18 protein-coding genes, 2 tRNA genes and 3 pseudogenes are annotated in these 22,146 nt (G+C 35.4%); 15 read left to right on the top strand and 8 right to left on the bottom strand.

What is annotated here, in order from left to right; all coding sequences use genetic code 11:
- The first annotated feature begins 19 nt into the window (after positions 1-19).
- On the top strand, positions 20-520 hold the full coding sequence (locus tag AN957_RS28295; protein ID WP_056684290.1) for a recombinase family protein: 501 nt from the start codon (positions 20-22) through the stop codon (positions 518-520).
- Between the two features lie 599 nt (positions 521-1,119).
- Here AN957_RS28295 and AN957_RS11970 read toward each other — a convergent pair.
- Positions 1,120-1,563: pseudogene (locus tag AN957_RS11970) on the bottom strand (site-specific integrase); the annotation flags it as partial.
- Positions 1,564-2,204: 641 nt separating this feature from the next.
- On the opposite strand from AN957_RS11970, the gene AN957_RS11975 reads away from it, so the two are divergent.
- From AN957_RS11975 to gcvPB, 4 genes are all read left to right on the top strand, one after another.
- Positions 2,205-2,278: transfer RNA gene (locus AN957_RS11975), tRNA-Cys, on the top strand.
- A 262-nt stretch (positions 2,279-2,540) separates the two neighbouring features.
- On the top strand, positions 2,541-2,681 hold the full coding sequence (locus tag AN957_RS26845) for a glycine cleavage T C-terminal barrel domain-containing protein (RefSeq protein WP_342668514.1): 141 nt from the start codon (positions 2,541-2,543) through the stop codon (positions 2,679-2,681).
- Positions 2,682-2,693: 12 nt separating this feature from the next.
- Positions 2,694-4,043: an aminomethyl-transferring glycine dehydrogenase subunit GcvPA gene (gene gcvPA / locus AN957_RS11980; protein ID WP_056684299.1), complete on the top strand. Its 1,350-nt coding sequence runs from the start codon at positions 2,694-2,696 to the stop codon at positions 4,041-4,043.
- Positions 4,036-5,499: an aminomethyl-transferring glycine dehydrogenase subunit GcvPB gene (gene gcvPB, locus AN957_RS11985; protein WP_056684302.1), complete on the top strand. Its 1,464-nt coding sequence runs from the start codon at positions 4,036-4,038 to the stop codon at positions 5,497-5,499. The genes gcvPA and gcvPB overlap by 8 nt, the downstream gene beginning before the upstream one ends.
- 162 nt (positions 5,500-5,661) lie before the next feature.
- Here gcvPB and pdxR read toward each other — a convergent pair whose 3' ends face one another.
- Positions 5,662-7,062: a MocR-like pyridoxine biosynthesis transcription factor PdxR gene (gene pdxR, locus AN957_RS11990; RefSeq protein WP_056684305.1), complete on the bottom strand. Its 1,401-nt coding sequence runs from the start codon at positions 7,060-7,062 to the stop codon at positions 5,662-5,664.
- A gap of 212 nt (positions 7,063-7,274) precedes the next feature.
- Between pdxR and AN957_RS11995 the strand changes: the two genes are divergently transcribed.
- The 5 genes and pseudogenes from AN957_RS11995 (at position 7,275) to AN957_RS12015 (ending at position 12,057) form a co-directional block, all read left to right on the top strand.
- Positions 7,275-7,349 (top strand) — tRNA-Cys (locus AN957_RS11995).
- Positions 7,350-7,830: 481 nt separating this feature from the next.
- Positions 7,831-8,025 carry a LysR substrate-binding domain-containing protein gene (locus tag AN957_RS12000; protein ID WP_056684308.1) on the top strand — a complete coding sequence of 65 codons (195 nt, stop codon included), beginning with the start codon at positions 7,831-7,833 and terminating at the stop codon, positions 8,023-8,025.
- Positions 8,026-9,335: 1,310 nt separating this feature from the next.
- Complete coding sequence (pdxS, locus tag AN957_RS12005; RefSeq protein WP_056684310.1) at positions 9,336-10,223, top strand: pyridoxal 5'-phosphate synthase lyase subunit PdxS; 888 nt, start codon at positions 9,336-9,338, stop codon at positions 10,221-10,223.
- A gap of 24 nt (positions 10,224-10,247) precedes the next feature.
- A pseudogene (pdxT, locus tag AN957_RS12010) lies at positions 10,248-10,812 on the top strand (pyridoxal 5'-phosphate synthase glutaminase subunit PdxT).
- A 132-nt stretch (positions 10,813-10,944) separates the two neighbouring features.
- Complete coding sequence (locus AN957_RS12015) at positions 10,945-12,057, top strand: DegT/DnrJ/EryC1/StrS family aminotransferase (RefSeq protein ID WP_056684313.1); 1,113 nt, start codon at positions 10,945-10,947, stop codon at positions 12,055-12,057.
- Positions 12,058-12,798: 741 nt separating this feature from the next.
- Here AN957_RS12015 and AN957_RS12025 read toward each other — a convergent pair.
- Positions 12,799-13,931, bottom strand: a protein-coding gene (locus AN957_RS12025) for an IS3 family transposase (RefSeq protein WP_425388891.1) whose coding sequence is annotated in 2 segments (ribosomal slippage) — positions 12,799-13,697 and positions 13,697-13,931 — 1,134 coding nt in all. Because the reading frame shifts where the segments join, the coding sequence is not laid out codon by codon here.
- 195 nt (positions 13,932-14,126) lie between these two features.
- Here AN957_RS12025 and AN957_RS29170 point away from each other — a divergent pair.
- The 3 genes from AN957_RS29170 (at position 14,127) to AN957_RS12045 (ending at position 16,190) form a co-directional block, all read left to right on the top strand.
- Positions 14,127-14,258: a hypothetical protein gene (locus AN957_RS29170; RefSeq protein WP_379999487.1), complete on the top strand. Its 132-nt coding sequence runs from the start codon at positions 14,127-14,129 to the stop codon at positions 14,256-14,258.
- A 349-nt stretch (positions 14,259-14,607) separates the two neighbouring features.
- Positions 14,608-15,237, top strand: coding sequence for a hypothetical protein (locus tag AN957_RS12040; protein ID WP_053475750.1), 630 nt, complete (start codon positions 14,608-14,610; stop codon positions 15,235-15,237).
- Between the two features lie 143 nt (positions 15,238-15,380).
- The gene (locus tag AN957_RS12045; RefSeq protein WP_056684319.1) at positions 15,381-16,190 is read left to right on the top strand and encodes an alpha/beta fold hydrolase; all 810 of its coding nucleotides are present in this window, start codon (positions 15,381-15,383) and stop codon (positions 16,188-16,190) included.
- Between the two features lie 336 nt (positions 16,191-16,526).
- Here AN957_RS12045 and AN957_RS12050 read toward each other — a convergent pair whose 3' ends face one another.
- Together AN957_RS12050 and mreBH are read right to left on the bottom strand one after the other, a co-directional pair.
- Positions 16,527-16,826, bottom strand: coding sequence for a hypothetical protein (locus tag AN957_RS12050; protein WP_056684322.1), 300 nt, complete (start codon positions 16,824-16,826; stop codon positions 16,527-16,529).
- Between the two features lie 397 nt (positions 16,827-17,223).
- Positions 17,224-18,231, bottom strand: coding sequence for a rod-share determining protein MreBH (mreBH, locus tag AN957_RS12055; protein WP_053475753.1), 1,008 nt, complete (start codon positions 18,229-18,231; stop codon positions 17,224-17,226).
- 305 nt (positions 18,232-18,536) lie between these two features.
- On the opposite strand from mreBH, the gene miaA reads away from it, so the two are divergent.
- Positions 18,537-19,547, top strand: coding sequence for a tRNA (adenosine(37)-N6)-dimethylallyltransferase MiaA (gene miaA / locus AN957_RS12060; protein WP_053477510.1), 1,011 nt, complete (start codon positions 18,537-18,539; stop codon positions 19,545-19,547).
- A gap of 28 nt (positions 19,548-19,575) precedes the next feature.
- Positions 19,576-19,806 (top strand): RNA chaperone Hfq, encoded by a 231-nt coding sequence (gene hfq / locus AN957_RS12065; RefSeq protein ID WP_053475754.1) that lies wholly within the window; start codon positions 19,576-19,578, stop codon positions 19,804-19,806.
- Between the two features lie 174 nt (positions 19,807-19,980).
- Here the strand turns inward: hfq and AN957_RS28495 are convergent.
- The 3 genes and pseudogenes from AN957_RS28495 to AN957_RS12075 all read right to left on the bottom strand — a co-directional run.
- Positions 19,981-20,112 (bottom strand): annotated as a pseudogene (locus tag AN957_RS28495) (ABC transporter permease); the annotation flags it as partial.
- Between the two features lie 206 nt (positions 20,113-20,318).
- Positions 20,319-21,089, bottom strand: coding sequence for an anti-sigma-V factor RsiV (gene rsiV / locus AN957_RS12070; protein ID WP_245637779.1), 771 nt, complete (start codon positions 21,087-21,089; stop codon positions 20,319-20,321).
- A 388-nt stretch (positions 21,090-21,477) separates the two neighbouring features.
- Positions 21,478-21,768: a DUF4257 domain-containing protein gene (locus AN957_RS12075; RefSeq protein ID WP_053475757.1), complete on the bottom strand. Its 291-nt coding sequence runs from the start codon at positions 21,766-21,768 to the stop codon at positions 21,478-21,480.
- Positions 21,769-22,146 lie beyond the last annotated feature (378 nt).

Here is a 22,146-nt window from a genome sequence, read left to right on the forward strand (position 1 = left end):
TGTAAAAAAAGGGTTAAAAATGAAAATGAAAATGAAAAGAGGGGAAATGATAGGTTTTCAAGGTTACCTTAGTTATGATTATCACCCAGAGGATCAAACTCTCAGCGTAAACGAAAAAGAAGCAGAAATAGTACGTTATATATTTGAGAGGTATGTGCAGGGAGCTGGCGACAGAAAGATTGCAAATTTAGGTCGTAAAACCAAAAAAGGCTTTACAACATGGCAAGAATCAACTGTAATTCCTATTTCTAAACGTCGGTTAGATAATCATGGGGAAGAAGATCAGTATTATATAAAAGATCACCTTGATCCCATTGTAAGTACCGAAATGTTCGATAAAGCAGAAGAAATTAGGTTACGCAGATCGTGGAGTAAAAATACTGTAGAAAAGAACGATGGAAAAAGAGAAAAATATAGTCGTAAGTTTGCTTTTAGTAGTTTATTAAAATGCGTTTATTGCGGGAGTTCATTATCAAGGCGAAGTTGGCATGGTGGAACTCAATATAATAAGATTATATAGCATTGTGTGACGAGCACAAAGAAAGGAAAAAAAGTTGTCCAGAAAGCAAAGGGATACCGGAAGAAACTATTGAACAAGCATTTCATTGGATGGAAATCATTTTAAACTACCAAGAAGAAATACAAAAAATAAAAAAAGAAACTTCTAATGAATTGTGTTCCAATACTATAAACGAGGTCAATGAATTGTATCCCAATAATAGCCACGACACATGTGGAGTGTGGAAACATTTTTGGGAATTTGTAATATAAATACAAGATAATTTATTTAAAAAAAACACGTAATAAATTTAAAAATTCGACCACCTGCTCACAATCTTGCTAACACATTTGCTAACATACTTTTTTCAGAGCTTAACTTATTTTACTGAATTGATATTGAACCCCTAAAATCCCTAACTTAACAGCACTCAATAGTTTTATTTAACTCAGTTAAACTAGATTGATTTCACTGATTTAGATTGACAGGGTAGGGTCGGGGGTTCAAATCCCTCTCAGATCATTGGGTGCCAAACCCGTAGGAACCCTTCGGAACAAAGGGTTCCCGTACAAAAGACCGCTTCCTTTGGGAGTGGTCTTTTGTACGTCTGGCATCATTTGCTAACCATTTGCTAACGCTTTTTTTCCAATAGCCTTGTGGAAGATATCCGCAACTTTGTTATCTTCATTGGGAACAAGATGTGAATAAATCCCATAAGTGATTTTAGGATTTGCATGTCCTAAACGAGCAGCAACTTTGACAATATCTACACCCTCCGAAATTAGAATAGATGCGTGGGTGTGTCGTATATCATGGAAACGAATTGGCGTAACATTAGCAGATTTACATAGTCGTTTAAATACCCGCAATACATTACGTGGATCCTGCATTTTACCTTCTAAGTTACAAATAACATAATCAAAATTTTGATACATGTCACCAAGACGATCGAGCCAATCATCCTGTTGTTTTTTATGGGAAAGTAAAGCCTGTTTAAGATTATCAGAAATAGGAACTTGTCTTCTTGATGTTTTTGTTTTTACTGTTGTATGGGGTGCATCAACAAAACGTGAATTTCGTACGCTAAGCGATTTTTCACATAGAAAAAGCCGATTTCCTGTACGCTAAGGGATAATCGGCTTTTTATTGTTAATTTATTTGTAGTGGTCGAAGAGATTCTAAAGGTGCAATTTCTTTCTTATTAAATCGGTATTCTCCTAAGAAATTAATATGTTCCCATCCTAATGGAGAAATATGTTTTAAATAGCTGAGCCACGAATTCTAATCAGAACCGGTGGCTCTTTTATTGAATTTAAAACTTGGAAAAGTCGACACAACACAACCATATATTTTATAAGACGATTCAGAAAGTCGATACTCCCTTACTTAATTTATTCCTTGTCGACATTAGCAAACTTGTACTCATCCCTTCCAATTCTGGCATGGTTATTTTTAGAAAAACTGACCCTTCCAATACAATCAATTGCTCCTTATAATATTCAATAGATTCAAAAAATAGAATAGATAGTAACACTAAGTGTATTAAAACTGAAAAAAATAATTAGAAACTGAGATTAAATAGATAGACTCATAAAATCTCTATGACAATTTTCTAGAAGGGATCGGAATAGACTTTTTTGCCACACTTTTTCAGTAATTACTCCCGATCTGTGCTAGGAACACAGTAGAAAAAAACAGAACTGATGGCGCCATAGCCAAGTGGTAAGGCGAAGCTCTGCAAAAGCTTTATCCCTAGTTCGACTCTAGGTGGCGCCTCCATCATGTACTTTTCGCGCAGTCATGAACGTTGACTAGAAATCAAACATTCAAGAATTTGAATCTTTTACCCTTTTTTTATGGGGTAAATATCAGTTTGTGGTGTATGATATCTCTAAAATTATCACTATAGGATAAAGAGAATACAGAAGAACATGAGGATTTTAGTCTAGGATAATTTTAAAACAGTGAGACAACAGATAGAATTGGCGTGACGCAATGAGGGAAATGTGAAATTAGTTTCAAAATAATTGATACACAATCACTGGATTTAAACAAAAATATCGGATTAGCAGTTATCAATTCGAAGTTTGAGATTAAAGGTACAGAATTAGAAATAAAAGTTCGAAAACGAAAGTTAAAAGCAGATATCGTAAAAACACCATTTTATAAACGAGATAAATAGGGGGGCATCGTAATGAAATTTCGTTATTTACCAATAACTGAAACCGATAAAAAAGAAATGCTAGATAAAATCGGTGTATCATCCACAGAAGAACTGTTTTCTGATATTCCGGAAGAAGTTAGATTGGACAGGGAATTAAACCTTAAAAAACCAGTTAGTGAATTTGAGTTAAAAAAAGAACTAACAGAAATGGCAAGCAAAAATGCGAATTTAACTGAATATCGTTCATTTTTAGGCGCAGGTGTTTATGATCATTTCATACCATCAGTCGTTGATCATGTTATTTCTAGACAAGAATTCTATACAGCTTACACACCTTATCAGCCGGAACTTACACAAGGAGAACTGCAAGCTATGTTTGAATTCCAGACAATGGTTTCTGTATTAACTGCAATGCCAATTGTCAACTCTTCCTTATATGATGGGGGAACAGCTGTAGTTGAGGCTGTATACTTGAGTGTAGCTCAGACAAAACGCAAAAAAGTTCTTATTTCAGCTGCTATGCACCCTGAGTATCGGCAGCTTGTTGAAACAGCCTCAAACGGGAAGAAACTCGAAATCGTCGAGATCAATTACAAAGACGGTTTGACTGATTTAAAACAATTAGAACAAGAACTTGATGAAAATACAGCAGCAGTTCTTGTTCAATATCCTAACTTCTTCGGACAAATCGAGCCGCTGGAAAAAATTAATAAGTTGATTAGGCAACAAAAGGAAGCAATGTTTGTAGTTTCCAGTAACCCGCTTGCACTTGGGTATTTAACACCTCCAGGTGAATTTGGTGCAGATATTGTTGTTGGGGATACGCAAGTATTTGGCATTCCAGCGCAATTTGGTGGGCCACATTGTGGCTACTTTGCAACAACTCAAAAATTAATGCGTAAAGTACCTGGTCGATTTGTTGGTGAAACCGTAGATCGAGATGGCATACGCGGTTTTGTTTTAGCATTACAAACGAGAGAGCAGCATATTAGGCGTGAGAAAGCAACATCAAACATCACATCAAACCAGGCTTTGAACGCTTTAGCAAGTTCAGTTGCAATGAGTGCTCTTGGTAAGAACGGTGTAAAAGAAATGGCGAAATTAAATATGCACAAGGCAAGATATACAAAGCAAAAATTAGAAGAGGCTAACTTACCAGCTGCATTTAATGGGTCATTTTTCAATGAATTTGTAATTAAACTTTCCAAACCAGTATCTGTTGTAAATGATCAGTTATTTGAAAAAGGATTTATCGGCGGGTTTGATCTTGGCAAAGCATATCCAGAATTAGAAAACCACATGCTGGTTGCTACCACTGAAATTCGCTCAAAAGAAGAAATTGATGTTTTCGTAAAAGAAATGAGGGATATCAATGGCTAAAGAGAACTTTCCATTAATTTTTGAACGCAGTAAAGAAGGAAGATTGGGATATAATTTGCCGACGCTTGATGTTCCAGAAGTTAATTTGGAAGAAGAACTTGAGGATGTATATGTTCGTACTGTCGATGCAGAACTTCCTGAAGTAAATGAATTGGAATTAATGCGTCATTATATAGGGTTATCCAACCGTAACTTCGGTATACTTTCTGGATTCTACCCACTGGGGTCTTGTACGATGAAATATAATCCGGTGATTAACGAAGATGTTGTCAGACTTCCTGGATTTAGTCATATTCATCCTTATCAAGATCCGAAAACAGTTCAAGGTGCTCTTGAATTAATGTATGATTTGCAAGTTCACCTTGAAGAAATCACAGGTATGCATGAAATCACGTTACAGCCAGCTGCTGGCTCACAAGGTGAGTGGACAGCATTGATGATGATTAAAGCCTTCCACGAAGCAAATGGTGATCATCATCGTGATGAGGTAATTGTACCTGACTCAGCACACGGTACTAACCCGGCTACTGCAGCAGTTGCAGGATTTAAGGTTGTTGAAGTAAAATCAAATGAAAAAGGATTAGTTGACATTGAGGATTTAAAACGTTTAGTAAATGAAAATACTGCCGCTCTCATGTTAACAAACCCGAACACTCTAGGTTTGTTCGAAACTGAAATCCTTGAAATGTCAGAGATTATCCACAGTGTGGGCGGGAAAATGTACTATGACGGTGCAAACTTAAACGCTATAATGGGGTATACTCGTCCAGGAGATATGGGTTTTGATGTGGTTCACTTGAACCTGCACAAAACATTTACTGGTCCACACGGTGGTGGCGGTCCAGGATCTGGCCCAATCGGTGTTTCAGAAGATCTTGCTCCGTTCTTGCCTAAACCCGTTATTCGTAAAAACGAAGGTGTGTATGAATTAGTCTACGATCTACCGCAATCCATTGGTATGGTGAAAAGTTATTACGGAAACTTTGGAATTAATGTGCGTGCATATACGTACATCCGTACAATGGGTGCAGAAGGATTAAAGAAAGTTAGTGAATACGCTGTCCTTAATGCAAACTACATGATGCGAGGCCTTGAAAAAGAATATGAACTCCCATTTACACAATATTGTAAACACGAGTTTGTCATATCTTGTAAAAAACAGAAGAAACTTGGCGTGAGGGCATTGAATATTGCCAAACGACTAATGGATTTAGAAATTCATCCTCCAACTGTTTATTTCCCATTAATTGTGGAAGAGGCAATTATGATCGAGCCTACTGAAACAGAATCGAAAGAAACCTTGGATAATTTTATCAATGCAATGATTCAAATTGCTGATGAAGCTAAGAGCAATCCAGAAATTGTTCAAGAAGCTCCACATAACACTGTTATAAAACGTTTAGATGAAACAACTGCATCTCGTAAGCCAATTTTACGCTTTCAAAGAGAAGGGTAACGCGAATGAATTTCCTTCGCTATCAAAATCAATAATATTAATTGATAAGGGCCTCTGCTGAAATCTAGCAGAGACCTTTTAATTATGTTTGTTTTTCCTTTTCCTGACCATTTTTTAAAGTCGCCTGGGAGAAAATAGAGGAGTCTTATCCCTTAATATAATTCAAAACATCCAACATTCTAATAGCAATTGGATAGCATCTTCTAATTCGCATTCATGAATTCCGGCAAAACCAAGAATAATTTCCGGGGCTTTCTCAGGTTTTCTTCCAAGTGAGTAAGCCGATAATGGATAAACCTTCAGGGCTTTCTCGGCTGCTTTTTGAACTAGTTCCTCCTCATTCATACCGTTATTAACGGCAAGGACGATATGAAGGCCAGAGTGTGCTCCAATGATAGAGAGTTTATCCTGATATGGTTTTAACAAATCTATAATTTTTTCGAGCTTACGCCGATAAATCTTTCTCATCTTATTTAAATGTTTTTCGAAATCCCCCTCTTTCAAGAATTGAGCTAAAATATGTTGGTCAATTCTTGATACGGAACAGGAATGATAGAACGACAATTTCTCTTTAAATTGTTGCAAGAGAAGGTTAGGCAACACCATATAACTAATTCTAATTGATGGCATTAATGACTTTGAAAATGTACCTAGATAAATCACTTTTTCATGAAGGTCCATGCTTTGTAAGGAGGGAATTGATTTACCGCTATAGCGAAATTCACTATCATAGTCATCTTCGATAATAAAACGCTCTTTCTCCGATGCAGCCCACTTTAATAGCTTTGTTCGGCGGTTTACAGATAATGCAGTACCGTATGGAAAGTGATGGGAAGGAGTTACATAAACGACATTGATATTTTTTTGATAAATACTATCTACCTTTGCCCCTTCCTCATCTACTTCAAGAGGATACACTTCATTTGGAAAGCCCTTAAGAATCTGCAAGATCAAATGGTAACCTGGGTCTTCTACACCATAAACCATTTTTTTATCAAATAAAAGAAAGAGCTGTTGCAATAAAATTTCGATACCAGCCCCAACCATAATTTGATTTGGTGAGCATCGTACCCCCCTGGCATGATACAAATAGAAAGCGATTTCCTGCCGTAATTCCATCTCCCCCTGCGAATCGCCGAGCGGTAACAAAGAATGATTTTCTTTGTTGATCGTATTTTTGGCGTATTTACGCCATACGGAGAATGGGAAATTTTCAGTATCAATCGTGCTTGGAAGGAAATTGTATTTTATATAAGTCTGAGTTGTTATTGTATTTTCCTTTAAGGGATGACTTGTCTGCATATATTCTAAGTCTTCATGCATCATGACAAAATATCCTTTACGGGGGTAAGCTTCGACATATCCTTCTGCGGTCAATTGCTGATAGGCTATTTCAACCGTATTTTGACTGATTTTTAGAAAATCAGCTAGCTTTCGCTTAGAGGGGAGCTTTGCTCCGTATTGTAAGTGCCCTTCTATTATTTCTTTTTTAATATATAAATATAATTGTTCATATAAAGGTATATCACTTGACCTATTCAAATGACATGATAACATTTCCATTTTTATCAACATCCTTAATTCTGGTATGGTTATTTTTAAAAAAATCGGAACTTTTAACAGAGTCACCTACTCATTATTATAATAACTAGATTCAAAAAATACAATAGATAGTGAAACGGGGTGAATAAACAGTAATATAATAGGAAGAAACTGAAACTAGATACATAGGTTCACAAATCTCAAGATAATGAAGTTAATTAACCCTATTGAATGGCGCCATAGCCAAGAGGTAAGGCAAAGCTCTGCAAAAAGCTTTATCCCTAGTTCGAGTCTAGGTGGCGCCCCCAACGTGGACTTTTTGCTTGTCCGTGATCAAAAAGTAAGGAATTAAAAAGGTCAAGAAGTATATTCTTATCTTCCTAACCAATATTGATGGAACCATTGCCAAGAGGAAAGGTAAAGCTTTGAAGAACCCTTATTTCTAATTAGAGACTAGGTGGGACCTAAATCATGTCTTTTTAGTTCAGCATGCTTGAACGCTTAAATAAGTATTAAAACTCAGGAATTTAAATAATTTAGACCATTTCTTAAAAGAGAAATATTAATCAAGAGATCTATGATGTCTTCTAATAAACATTATATATATACGCGAATACAGAGTGGAAAGAGGGAAGAACGTGGGGAATTTAGTCGAGGAAAATCTCAAGACCGTAAGGGAACAAACAAGAAATAGGCTATAGGGCGTAACATTTCCGTAACAGATGCTGGAAGGGTTTTTTAGAATATGCAGATTCTATCTTATCTCTAGAGGAGCAAATCAAACGGGAGATGGAAGATCGTCAGGGAAACCGAGGCAGAATTGTTATAGCAGCTTCTCAGGTGGCTGGAACCTATTTTTTGCCACAAAAACTTCTTTCATTTACCGAAGCTTATCCAGATCTAAAAGTTGATATACAAACTAGGACGGATGAAGAAATTGAAAAATTGGTTCAAACAGGTGCTGTTGATATTGGGCTGACATAAAAATTTCCAGAAAATCATTTGTTTTTTAGAATTACTGAATTTTCTCGGGATCGATTTATAGGTATTCAGACAACAGCCCCCATACGTAAACAAACTCTTTTAATCCCTGAAGATTGCTACTTTATGTTTAATAGGGATTCCGAATTAGATATTATAAAAATGAATTCTATAGAGGCAGTTAAACACTTTGTGAAAGAAGGTATGGGATACGGGGTAATTTAAGAATCTGCAGCTAAGCTTGAATTAGTCCATGGTGGGCTTGACTATTGGAGCGGTTATACTCCAAAGGATGCAATAGCGAATGTAATAACACGTCCTGCAGAACGTTTATCGAATAGTATATGGTACTTCTTAAATCACATCAGAAAATATACAAGGTAAAAAATCAATTCGTGACTCCTAGGGAATCTTTTTTTAGAGTTTCCCACCGAGCATGATTACATCGCAAGAAAGGTTACTAGAGCCTAGTTTAAAATCATGGGCTGTCCATATACTATTAGTCTATTTAATTTACATAATAATATTTCTATTTTGTCTACTTCCTTAATTTTGGCGTGGCTATTTTTAATTTAACTGACACTTTCAATTCAGTTTCTCTTTAAAATTTTCAATAGATTAAAAATACAATAGTTAGATAAACCGAGTGTATAAAGAATGAAAAATAATTAGGAACTGAAACTAAATACATAGGTTCACAAAGTTTCAGTGATAATATTCTAGTTGGGATCGGAATGGACCTTAGGCTGGCTTCTGCGAAGTGGAAACGAAATATGGAATTCCTCACACGGTTAAGGTCGTAGGATCAATGATCTGCTTCTTCTTTATCAATGAGGAGGTCATCAATTATGGAACTGTTAAAAACATCCAAATTGGAATTGCTTGCAAACTATTAAAAATTGATGGCTGATGAAGAGATTTATCATCCCCCTTCACAGTTTGAAAGATTATTTCTATCAGCTGCACATACAAAAGAAGATATAAAGAAAACTGTTGAAGCATTCCACAAACTATTTGCCCAACTAGAGAGGTAATAGTAAAAGGACCAGTTCGATCCTTCGGACAGGTCCTTTAGTATGAGCCTTTCTGTTCCTACTTTTTTTATATATAAATATAATTTGTTTATATAAAGGGTATATCACTTAAACCATTTAAATGACATGATAACATTTCGATTTCCATTTACAGTAGCCCTTTTATAACTGACCTTGTTATTTTTTAAAAAACTGACACTTTTAATACTATCAATTGATTTTTATAATAGTCAATAGATTAAAAAATGCAATAGCTAGTGAAAAAGGAGTGTATAAAAAGTGGAAAAGTTAATAGGAACTGAAACTGTAAAAAGGGGCATGGCTCAAATGCAAAAAGGCGGCGTAATTATGGACGTCGTCAATGCAGAGCAAGCCAAGGTAGCAGAAGCAGCAGGTGCCGTTGCCGTAATGGCATTAGAAAGAGTTCCATCCGATATCCGCGCTGCTGGCGGGGTTGCAAGAATGGCAAATCCTCGCATTGTTGAAGAAGTAATGAGTGCAGTATCCATCCCAGTAATGGCTAAAGCACGTATTGGTCATATTGTGGAAGCGAGAGTGTTGGAAGCAATGGGTGTTGACTACATTGACGAAAGTGAAGTGTTAACGCCTGCTGATGAAGAGTTCCATTTATTAAAGAGTGATTTCACTATACCATTTGTATGTGGCTGCCGTGATCTTGGAGAGGCTGCTCGCCGTATTGGTGAAGGTGCTGCAATGCTACGTACCAAAGGTGAGCCTGGTACAGGTAACATTGTGGAAGCAGTCCGCCATATGCGTAAAATAAATGCACAGGTTCGTAAGGTTTCTGTGATGAGCGATGATGAATTAATGACAGAAGCAAAGGTTCTTGGTGCGCCTTTTGAAATTTTAAAGCAAATTAAAGAACTAGGCAAGCTGCCAGTAGTTAACTTTGCTGCCGGTGGTATTGCTACTCCTGCTGATGCTGCATTAATGATGGAGCTTGGTGCTGATGGAGTGTTTGTTGGTTCAGGTATCTTTAAATCCGGAAATCCTAAAAAATTTGCAGGTGCGATTGTTCAAGCTACAACTTATTACACTGATTATGATTTAATTGGCAAGCTTTCTAAGGAACTTGGAGCTGCAATGAAAGGAATCGACATTTCCATATTGTCTCTTGAAGAAAGAATGCAAGAACGTGGCTGGTAAGATGAAAAAATTGGAATTTAAGGATTGCAAGGTGCGGTTACAGAACACATAAAACAAATTGAAGCCCTGGGATTAAAGACTGTTGTCGTCAAGAAACTGGAGCAGCTTAAACAAATGGATGGTTTAATTCTTCGTGGCGGTGAGAGCACAACTATGCGAAATCTTATCAATCGTTACAACTTTTTCGACCCATTAAAAGAATTTCACAAGGCTGGAAAAACGATTTTTGGAACTTGTGCTGGCATGGTATTAGTTGCTAAGGAACTTGTTGGTTCAGAGGAATCACACCCTTCAAATTATGGGTATTACTGTAAAAAGAAATGAGTTTGGCCGGTAAATTGCTAGTTTTGAAGCATATCTTAATATATCAAGTATTGACGATCCGTATAAGGCTCTTTTTATTCGTTCACCTTATATTGAAAGTATTGGTGAAAATGTAGAGGTTTTTGCAAAATAAGATGGGAGATTTGTTGCAGCAAGAGAAGGAAATGTCCTTACTTGCGCCTTTCATCCAGAGTTAACTTCTGATACTCGTTTTCTTCAAGTATTTCTTGAAATTGTAGTGATTAAGAAGCAAAAAGAAGTGTAAGTAGAATGAATAATAGAGGATAAACCCTACATTTTAATGGAATAGTCAAAGTAAAACCTTTGATTTTTTTACTAGTTTAGTCCTGTCAAATAAGAATACCTTGATAAAATAATAACTTTCGGAGGAAATAAAATGAAAATTCCTATGTTAGACCTTAGTGAGCAGTATCAATCAATAAAGAGTGAAGTATTGGAAGTACTTGATAGTGTAATGAGCTCTTCAAGTTTTATATTGGGTGAAAATGTTAAGAAACTAGAACACGACATTGCAAAGTTTAATAATGTTACACACGGAATAGGGTGCGGAAACGGCAGCGATGCAATCCTTATAGCTTTACAAGCTCTAGGAGTAACTAAAGGGGACGAGGTTATTACAACTTCTTTCACTTTTTTTTCAACGGGTGGGGCCATAACAAGATTAGGTGCAACACCAGTTTATGTCGATATTGACCCTGTAACATTCAACATTGATCCAAATAAAATTGAAGATGCTATTACAGAAAAAACCAAGGCCATTATACCTGTACACCTATATGGTCAAATGGCTGATATGGAGAAAATTTCAGTAATTGCCAATAAACATAATCTTGCAGTAGTGGAGGACGCTGCACAGGCCATAGGAGCGAAGCATAATGGGAAGACTGTAGGTGAATTTGGAACAGTTGCAACATACAGTTTCTTCCCTACTAAGAACTTGGGCGCTTATGGAGATGGCGGCATGATAGTAACAAATGATGATGAAGTAGCAGAACTAAGTCGAATTATCCGTGTTCATGGAAGCAAGCCTAAGTATTATCATCATGTTAATGGTTATAATAGCCGCTTAGATGAACTTCAGGCAGCCGTTCTAAATGTCAAATTTCCTCATCTGGAGCGATGGGGTGAACTTAGGCGTGAAAAGGCTGCAATATATACAAGCCTCCTAAAGAAAATAGTGGGTGAAGAAGTGATAACTCCAGTTGAGAAGGAAGGAAATTATCACGTCTTCCATCAGTACACGATTAGAGTAGAGAAACGTAACGAACTTCAGTCGTATCTTAAAGAGCAGGGAATTGCAACAATGGTTTATTATCCGCTACCTCTTCATCTTCAGCCTGTATTTAAAAGTCTTGGGTATAAAGAAGGGGACTTTCCTGCGACCGAAAAGGCAGCTAAAGAGGCATTGTCACTTCCAATGTATCCGGAACTTAAATTAGTGCAGCAAGAAAATGTTGTGGCGAAAATTGCCGAATTTTATGGGAAATAAGTTTAGATACTGTATTTCAAATAATTAGGTTAAATATCTTGTAATCTCACATAGAATTATGTTGATTTCATTACTCAAACTTAACATGATTTTTAGGTTACTTTTGTTTTATGAAAAAATAAAAGTAAGTGAACAGATAGAATATCTGATCATGTAACAACAACGCCAATGCATCCTAAGGTAGTAAATAAAATGTAAGAAGTAATGAATCAGTCATACTAACATTAATTAAGCAGACTAATTAGTATTGAAAACTAGTACCAACTATAATGTAATTTATGTTCTTTTCAGTAAACTCGTTAATCCTTGACATTAACGAGTTTTTTAGTAACCAACAATAGTGTCAGTGATCAGCACATAAAATGAGCAAGAGTTAGCTGATACATAATCGGAAGGCGATGTTAGGTTAATTCATGGACCTTGGCAAGTTGGCGAATAGCTCCTTTAGGACCAATGATCGCCGATATTCGAATGTGGCTAAACTATTTCAACAATATGAATAATCCTGTAATTAAAGCATTAAAAAAAGGGGAAAAAGCAGGAGCTTTAAAACTACTAAACACACTGTTGGAAGATATCAAGTCAGGGAAACTCAGTGAAAATAACAATGGTACTTAAGGAGATGAATTAATATTTGGTAAGAAATGCATTAACAAAAGGCTTGTTATCTAAAACTGATAACAATCCTTTATTTTGGATCTAAGTCAATATCTTGGACATAAAAAAGTTAAGTCCCATTCCTTATGCTGCTCGGCATAATGTTTCTACTTCATCTGGTGTTAAATAGTTTATTGCTCCATGAATTCGCTTTCGGTTGTACCAGCTTTCAATGTAAGTAAATAAGGCTACTTTTGCAGTTTCAAAGTCCAGATATCGGTTCCTATAAACCTCTTCTTTTTTCAATGTTGCATGAAATGATTCCATACATGCATTGTCATACGGACAACCTTTTCGACTAAACGATTGAATGAATCCATGTTGCTTTAACTGCTTTTGGAATGCTTCACTCGTATATTGTGTGCCTAAATCCGTATGCAAAATAACCCCTTCATTAGGGTCTTGATTTTGAATGGCATTGTCTAGTGCTTGTGTAACCAATTCAACCGTCATTTGTCGGGCAAAGTTATATCCTACGATTTTCTTAGAATGAAGGTCTAGCACTGAAGCTAAGTAACACCAGCCATCTTTATGTGTGTGAATATATGTAATATCAGCTACCCATTTCTCATTAATAGAGGTTGTTTGAAAATCCTGCTCTAATCTGTTTTCACGTTCTTCTATATGACCTTGAAATGATGAAGGACGATATTTTTTAACAATAATAGAACGAACTCCAGCCTGTTTCATTAAGCGTTGTACACGTTTGATGCTCACCTGAAATCCTTCTTTACGCAATAAGTAATGAATTTTAGGAGCTCCATAACGACCCTTACTTGCTTTATGGATTTCTCGGATACGTTTGGTTATTTCCTCATTTTCTATTTGATAGGCCGAAGGCATTTTATGGGCAGCTTGATAATAAGTACTTTTAGGCAACTTTAATACACGACACATGGTTTGAACAGGATAGTGTGCCTTTTCTTCATTGATATGTTCGATAATTTCTTGATCCATTACTTTTTCGCGAATATGGTCATAGCCTTTTTTAATATTTCTACCTCTTGTTTTAAACGTAAATTTTCTTTTTGAATAGCTGCGATTTCAGCGGGTGTTAATGACTCATTTCCCCCAATAGGAGAATGCACTTTAATCCATTTATAAATAGTTACTTCTGAGACACCATATTCGCTAGCAAGCTGGTTGACGGGAGTACCAGCACGATAAAGTTCAACAATCGTTTCTTTGAATTCTTGATTGTAACGTTTTTGTTTCATAACGGACACGTCCTCTCTTAATTTCTAGGATAAGGACTTAACTAAAATGTGTCCATACTTCTATACTAGCTCCAATTACTGTTTATTTTTATTGAAGTTATTGTACTAACAGTATCGCTTATTCTAAATAACGCCTACATAGGAACGCTTGTTCTTTATTCGGTTGAATTCGAACACAAGGAGAGGGGCATAAGTATGGCTAAAGTTAAGAAAAAAAGACCTACAAGAGACGAATATGAGCTTGGAGAGATCGGTAATACGCTTGTAGAAGCACATGATGAAATATTAGAAGTAATATTAGATGTCTGGGAAGATGGTCCAAGGTAATATTATAAAAATGGATAGCCGTACTAGATTCATTCATATCGAAAAGAACTCTGAGATTAATCAATTTCAATTTAGGGACATTATGAAAGTTTCTGTATTATAACGTGGAGCTCCTCTCATTTGAGAAGAGCTTTATTTTGTCCACTAAATCTCCCAATAAATGTTCCGCTGTTTCATTTAGTGCCCTAGTAAATCGTATAGCTGCTTGCAATGATGGTAGTGAATCTCTTCGAACCATTAGGCTATGTAAACAACAATTGTGACAAAGACAAGAGGTAAGATAGAATATTCACATCCATAATAATACAATTATGGTAGTATTATAGGAGGGTTAAAGGAGGAGATTGAAATGAAGAAACTATTGTCTTTAATTATTATATGTATACTTTTTACTATGATCTCAGCATGTGGACAGGAAAAAACGAATAACAGCAACTCAACAGATAGTAATTCTGAGAGAAATGATAAAGAATCTACTGAAGAAAAGTCAATTGAAGTGGATAAGGGACTATTAAACGTTGAAATTACTTTGCCAGCTTCTTTATTTGAAGACCAAGACATTAATGCTGTTATTGCTGAAGCAAAGAATGAAGGTATAGAAGATGTTAAACAAAACGCTGACGGTTCTTTAACTTACAAAATGTCAAAGTCAAAGCATAAAGAAATGATGAAGGAACTAGAAGAGGGGTTGATGGAATCCATTGAAGATGCTAAAAATAATGAGGATTATGTTTCAATTAAAGATGTTACTCATAATAAGACATTCTCGGAATTTACTTTAATTGTCGATCAAGATAAGTTCGAAAATAGCTTTGATGGCTTTGCTGCATTTGGATTAGGCCTATCAGGAATGTACTATCAACTATTTAATGGGGTTAGTCCAGAAGATTATAAAGTGACAATTTTTATTAAAAGTGAGGCAACAGGAGAAGTGTTTAATACGATTGTATATCCTGAAGCATTAAATGAAAGCGAATAATCATAGTTCTACACGAAGTTTAAGGTGCATTTTATTTTAAATAAAATGGTATGTGAGGAATTTGTCAGGAGTTGTCCCTCATTCCAATAAAAGGAATCTCCCTTTTATTTTGAATCGCATATGTTTAGAGAGGAGAAAATGATATGCAGTGTCTCGTGAAAAAAGGCAGTATTAATTATGAAGTCCATGGAAGCGGATTTCCAATTTTGATAATGCATTCAATGGGGACCGATCACCTTTCAATGACAAGTTGGATAGAGCCTATATTTCAAACCATTAAAGGATTTAAAAGAATATATATAGACCTACCTGCTCATGGGAAAAGTGTAATTGAAGAAAACTTTAGTTCCTCAGATGATATGCTCATAAGCATATTAGACTTTGTTGACTGTATTATTCCTAATCAAAAGTTCTCGCTGATTGGATTTTCGTACGGAGGCTATTTAGCCCAAGGTATTCTGCATACTAGGAAAACAAATGTTAAAAGTATTTGTTTACTTTCTACTGCACTGCATATTAGAGATAGAACGCTTCCAAAAAGAGAAGTATTTACTAAGGATAATATCTTGCTAAGTCAATTAGATCCTGATATATGTGTTGCAATTGAAACTCTCATGAATTATCAAGATAAACAACATATAGAATATTTTCTGAAGGAAATTCAGCCAGGGCGCTTGTTAGCAAATAAAAAATTTTTACATTCAAATTGGAGGGAGAAAGGGTACTTTCTTTCAGAAGAACCTTTTAAAAATATGGGGGAACTCTCTCAGCCAGCTCTTTTCATAATGGGAAAACAAGACTCAATATGCGGATATAAAGATCATATATCGCTTTTAAACAAATTTTCAAATGCAACTTTTGCGATATTAGATCAAACTGGTCATATGATACAAATCGAAAAAAGGCAAATTGTTCAATGCTTAGTTCAAGATTGGTTACTAACAATTAAGTAATTAAGGCGGGAACAATGGTTCAGTTGTCAAAAATTATTCTTATATGAACCAGAAAATTTATTTTATTAAATGGATTAACACTATATCAAGGAGATTTCTATAGGTTTAAACCTATAGAAATCAAATATGAAGGACAAAACCTATCAGATACCTAGAAATGACCTTCATCGGGGCTATGAAGGATCAAACTTGGTCAGGTAACGAAGAAAATATCCTTCATTCGCTTTTGAAGTAAAAGCTAATTAACACTTAGGTTAGTTTTTTTATTTTCTTAATAAGAGCTGTATGTCATCTATAAGAGAGTTAAGCAAATCTAAAGTTTTCTATATATTATACCTATTCATGTACACCATCGGGAAAATTTTTATTCCAATTTTTATCTCCAGTGTGTTCTAAGTCTTGAGCTGTACGCTCCAAGACATTAAGCATCCATCGTTTAGTTTCTTGTATCGTATCGTAGAATACTTTTTCTTCAACTCCAGTTGTTTTTATACCAGCTAGTGCGTTCGAAGCGATTAGACGTCGATGTTCGTCTGCTTTCTTATCATACTCATCAAATACATGTTTTACGAAAATTGATAAGTCTTTTTGTTCCTTTGTTAGCCTTTGTTGAATTTCAGCTAATCTTTTATCCATTGTATATTCCCCTTTGTTTCTTAATGATTGTAACTTTTCATATGATTCCCCAAAGTTACGAATACCATGTTATCTTCAAGAAACCTCACTATTAACAAATATGGTTTCCAATACCCTTTAGGGCTACAGAAACCAATCCATATGAACCTTCATGGCTGACAAATTCACTGGAGTATCTGAAATCGGTCGTTAAAACATTACTCCAAAGAAGAAAAGGTATGAACCAATGATGATAGTTATCTAAATATTATATCTATTCCCTTGTATACTTTTCACAAGTTAACACGTGTATTTTTTATATGAATATAAATTGATTATAATATTATTATGTAAACTATAGGTGAGTTAAAATAGAGTGCACTCATTTCTTTGAAGAGTACACTCCATTTCAATCTATTTACTTAGTCGCAGTTTGCAATTTCCCAATATACTTCAAAGCTTTGCCTGTCCCAATTGCTACAGATTCTAGTGGACTTGGGGCTAGATGAACAGGCACAGAGATTTCATTCGCAATCCATTCCTGCAGCCCATTAATAAGAGCGCCGCCACCAGATAATATGACGCCACGATCAACGATATCGCCGCTTAATTCTGCTGGACTATCCTCTAATGTGGCTCGGATTGCTTCGAGAATGTGAAGCAATGATTCTCTTATGGCCTCACGAATTTTGTATGATGACAATGTAATCGTTTTTGGCAGGCCAGTTACAAGATCTCGTCCACGGATATCCATTGTTAATTCCTCATGATCAATAAGGGCATAGCCAATTTCCATTTTCACCTGCTCAGCAGTTCTTTCACCTATTAGGACATTGAAGTCTCTGCGAACATATTGGATGATATCATCGTCAAGCTTATCTCCTCCAATACGAATAGAATGGCAGGCTACAACTCCTCCGTATGAAATAATGGCGACTTCTGTAGAGCCACCACCTATATCAACAACAACATTTGCTATCGGCTCATCAACTGGTAAGTCAGCGCCAATTGCTGCCGCAACAGGTTCTTCAATTAAATGGACTTGCTTTGCTCCAGCATTTTTGGCAGCATCCTGTATGGCTCTTCTTTCTACACTCGTAGAACCAGAAGGAGTACATATAATTACATTAGGCTTTCTAATTGAAAATCCAGCTTTTTTCGTTGCTTTTCCTATTACATATCTAAGCATATCAGTAGTTGTTTGATAATCTGCAATCACGCCATCCTTTAATGGACGAATTGCGATAATCTTGCCTGGTGTTTTACCGATCATTTCTTTTGCTTCTTTTCCGACCGCTAACACCTTTTGAGTTACTGTATCAATTGCTACAACAGAGGGCTCATTAAAAGTAATTCCTTTATTTTTACAATATACGAGAATATTTGCAGTTCCTAGATCAATTCCTAGTTCATAAGTTGTAATCATTATTTCCCACCTATTTTCTATTCTTTCATGTTCCTTATAATCTTCTAATACGTTAACACGAATTTGGGGGTTTAAAATGAATTGTTATCGTAACGTAAATGAAATGTAATGATTGAGGAAATTTTAACCTATATATTTAATAAATGAAAAGAATATGGTAGATTATATCCAATGAAAAATGAATAGGAGGAACATTTTCTGTTAATAATGTTTAGATGTGGAAAACGAATATGTTTTTGATAAGATAAATAACAGGAAAGTATTCACTCAATATGATACGATAAGGGCAAATATCCTTGTTATACATGAAGGAAACAGATATTATAGTAGGCAGCAAAGGCAGTGAGTGTAGATTGAACAAGAGAGAAAAGCTTGTTGTGCTAATTGGTCCAACAGCAGTGGGGAAGACGAAATTAAGTATTGAATTAGCAAAAAGATTTAACGGAGAAATTATTAGTGGCGATTCGATGCAGATTTATAAAGGGATGGATATTGGTACGGCAAAAATTATGCCAAGTGAAATGGAAGGAATCCCACATCATTTAATTGACATAAAAAATCCAGACGAACCTTTTTCAGTTGCAGAGTTTCAAGAACTTGTCCGATTGAAAATTGCAGAGATTTCACAAAGGGGTAAGCTCCCCATGATTGTTGGCGGTACCGGGTTATATATTCAGTCAGTCATTTGTGATTACCAATTTTCGGATGCACCATCTGACGATCATTTTCGTATCATGCTGGAAAAAAGAGCAGATATTGAAGGGAATGAGAAGCTGCATCGAGAATTGATGGAAGTAGACCCAGAAAGTGCAAATAAAATCCATCCTAATAATGTTCGCCGAGTAATTAGAGCACTAGAAGTGTATCATGTTACTGGAAAAACGGTAAGTAACTACCAGAAAAATCAACAGCCAGAATTGATGTATCAAACAGCTATGATTGGTTTAACGATGGAACGGGAAATGCTGTATGAACGTATAAATAAGAGAGTAGATTTAATGATAAGTGATGGACTTCTTCCAGAAGTAGAGAAGCTGTACGTGCATGGATTAAAGGGCTGCCAATCGATTCAAGCAATTGGATATAAAGAAATTTACGAATATTTTCAAGCACACGTAACACTCGAAGAAGCGATCACACAGTTAAAGCAAAATTCAAGACGTTACGCCAAAAGACAGTTAACATGGTTTCGAAATAAAATGAATGTTGATTGGTTTGATATGACAGATGCTGTGAGTTTAGGTGGATTTGAAAAAAAACTTGATGAAATTTCAACGTATATTGAAGGAAAGCTGCAATTAAAATCGAATACATAATATTAGAGATAAAAGAGGAGGAAATAGTATGAAAACATCGATCAATATTCAAGATCAATTTTTAAATCAGCTTCGCAAGGATAATACAAATGTAACGGTCTTTTTATTAAATGGATTCCAAATCAGAGGACAAATTAAAGGCTTTGATAATTTTACTGTACTTTTTGAATCTGAAGGAAAGCAACAGCTCGTCTATAAACACGCTATTTCAACATTTGCCCCTCAGCGAAATGTACAGCTTGATATGGATAACCAGTAAAATTCTAGTTATATAAATAAAATGAATGTGACCCTCGCTTCTATTGGAGCGGGGGATTTTGTTGTATGTAGTTAAGTTATATAAAAATGAATACAGAAGAAAGTTTTGGCTAAATAAGGAAAAAAGGTAAAAGCAAAAATTGGTGCATATAAAGACCCTCCTGTGATTATTTGTGCTCGGATCAAGCGCATTCTGTAATCCGTCCCCAAAGGCATTAAAGGCAAATATCAATAATGAAATTAGAAGACCAAGGAAAAACAGCCTCCACCATTGACCATTCAAAATGACGCTCAATGCATCATTTGATTTATATACATCAAAGAACTCTGGGAACTTCACAAACTGCTGCAGCCCAAAATTTGATAAGCTTATCAGTCAATCTGTTGCAAAGCAGGAACCTGATTTTTTATCTATTCCATTGGTGTTATGAAGAAATAGAAGCTGCAGATTACCTGCAAAAAGGGGTTCGGAATGATTTCATCCCGAACCCCTTTAGAGTTTTCTGCCTTTACTTATTTAATGTAATTGTGACCAACTAAGTCTTTAGAAATCACTTCAGTAGGAATAACGAATTCAACAATGCCCATATAACCAGGTGCAACTTCATATTCGTCAAAAGAGATAACTAATTTATGATCCTTGTTAATATAGAAGTTCTGATCAGCACAAATCTGCTTGAATTTATCTACTATATTTATGTCTTCAATGCCTCCGTCGTTTACCCAGTAAACTTTATTGCTATCTTTCTTCATTTGTTCCTTCATTTGACTTTTAATATTTTCACTAATATCTGCTATATAATCATTATTTTTAAATAAGATTGGAAGAGTTAATAGAACTTGTTCTTTTTTATCAATTGTATCGTATTTCATTGTTGTAGATGAAGAGCCTTTAGCTTTATCAGTATATCTTCCGATAGAGAATATGAGTTCATCATCTGTTTTTACTTCATAGCCTGAATTGACGCTTAAATGACCATTTCCTTTTTCCTTTATTTCATTTACTTCCTTTTTAAACTCATCATATAATTTTTGGTTTTCAGCTAAATACTTTTGATTAAGACTGCTCTCAAGCTCTTTATTCTCAAGACTTTCTATTTTAGGAACTTGTAGCTGGGCGTTAACATCTTTTCCTTCAGCGGTAAAAGTAACTCCCTTTACCATAGTGCCAACTACAGGTACGTCTGATAAAGTTTTTGCGAATGATGCGCTTGTATTTACACTTGCTGTAAAGATAGCTGCTGCAGTAGTTAATCCAATAAGCCATTTATAGCCTTTTTTCATTAGAATCATCTCCATTTTATAGTTAATTAAATTTCCGGTATCTTGAGCGGCTATTTCACCGTTCTAACAATAATATTATTTATGTTTTATAGGGCCCTTTTTGTTAGATACGTATCTTTGATGTGTTACATAAAATAGACGCCGATGGGGGAGAAAAAAGTTTGAAAAATTTCTTTAAATTTTTTTCTAATAGTAAAGGTTATAAAAAACTTCAAAGAGGTTGAAACATGATTTAATAATGATGACAAGATCCATTCGAGTTAAATGGCATTTTGGTAATATCATTGCAATTAAATAATGGCGAGCAGTGACTGAGACTGTTCGCCATTTTCAAAGATTATTAAACTTTTTGTGAAAGGATTCTAGAGATCCTGTAACTCGGATGCCATTACCTATTATCTTTTTGTCGAACCTTTAAAAGCTCCAGTCCTTTTAACAACGCTTCTCCTCCAAAACCTGCAATGATAGAAAGGAGGATAACTTTCAGTGTTGAATCAGGATCTGTATAGACAACCAAAAAAACTGCACCAAGAGCTCCTAAGATGACTTCTTCCCAAAATCCTAGATAAATAAACTTTTTTGTTTTTCGGGGCACTACTAGTTTCCCCTCTTTACTTAGATGCCCTGCCACACCGACTAGTCCACCAATCAAAACAGCGAAGATAATGTTCAACAACATTTGCACTTCACACTCCTAAAGTCGTGATTTTTGGTTAAGCGACCTTAGTTTGATTCTTGGTGTATTACTAGTATATAAGGATATTGTTTAAAATAGAATGTGTAAAATTACCGAATTTTCCAATAATTTCCCTAGGAAAAGTATACTGTATAATAATTACAATTTTGAAATGGTCATACTATTGCATTATATTTTAAGGCATAGTTCTCTATCTTAGTAATAAAATAGAAGACAAACTTGGACAAACCATTACCATTCAATCAAAAGTCTATGAAGTCACACCTGTAACAGTCCGCTCGCTGGCAGGGAAAGGAGCATTGTCCAAAACAATAAATAAATATGATAAAGTGGCAATGGCTTCGAAGTAGTTTACCCACA

This window comes from Cytobacillus solani, from assembly GCF_001420595.1.
In the GTDB taxonomy this organism is placed as follows: domain Bacteria; phylum Bacillota; class Bacilli; order Bacillales; family Cytobacillaceae; genus Cytobacillus; species Cytobacillus solani.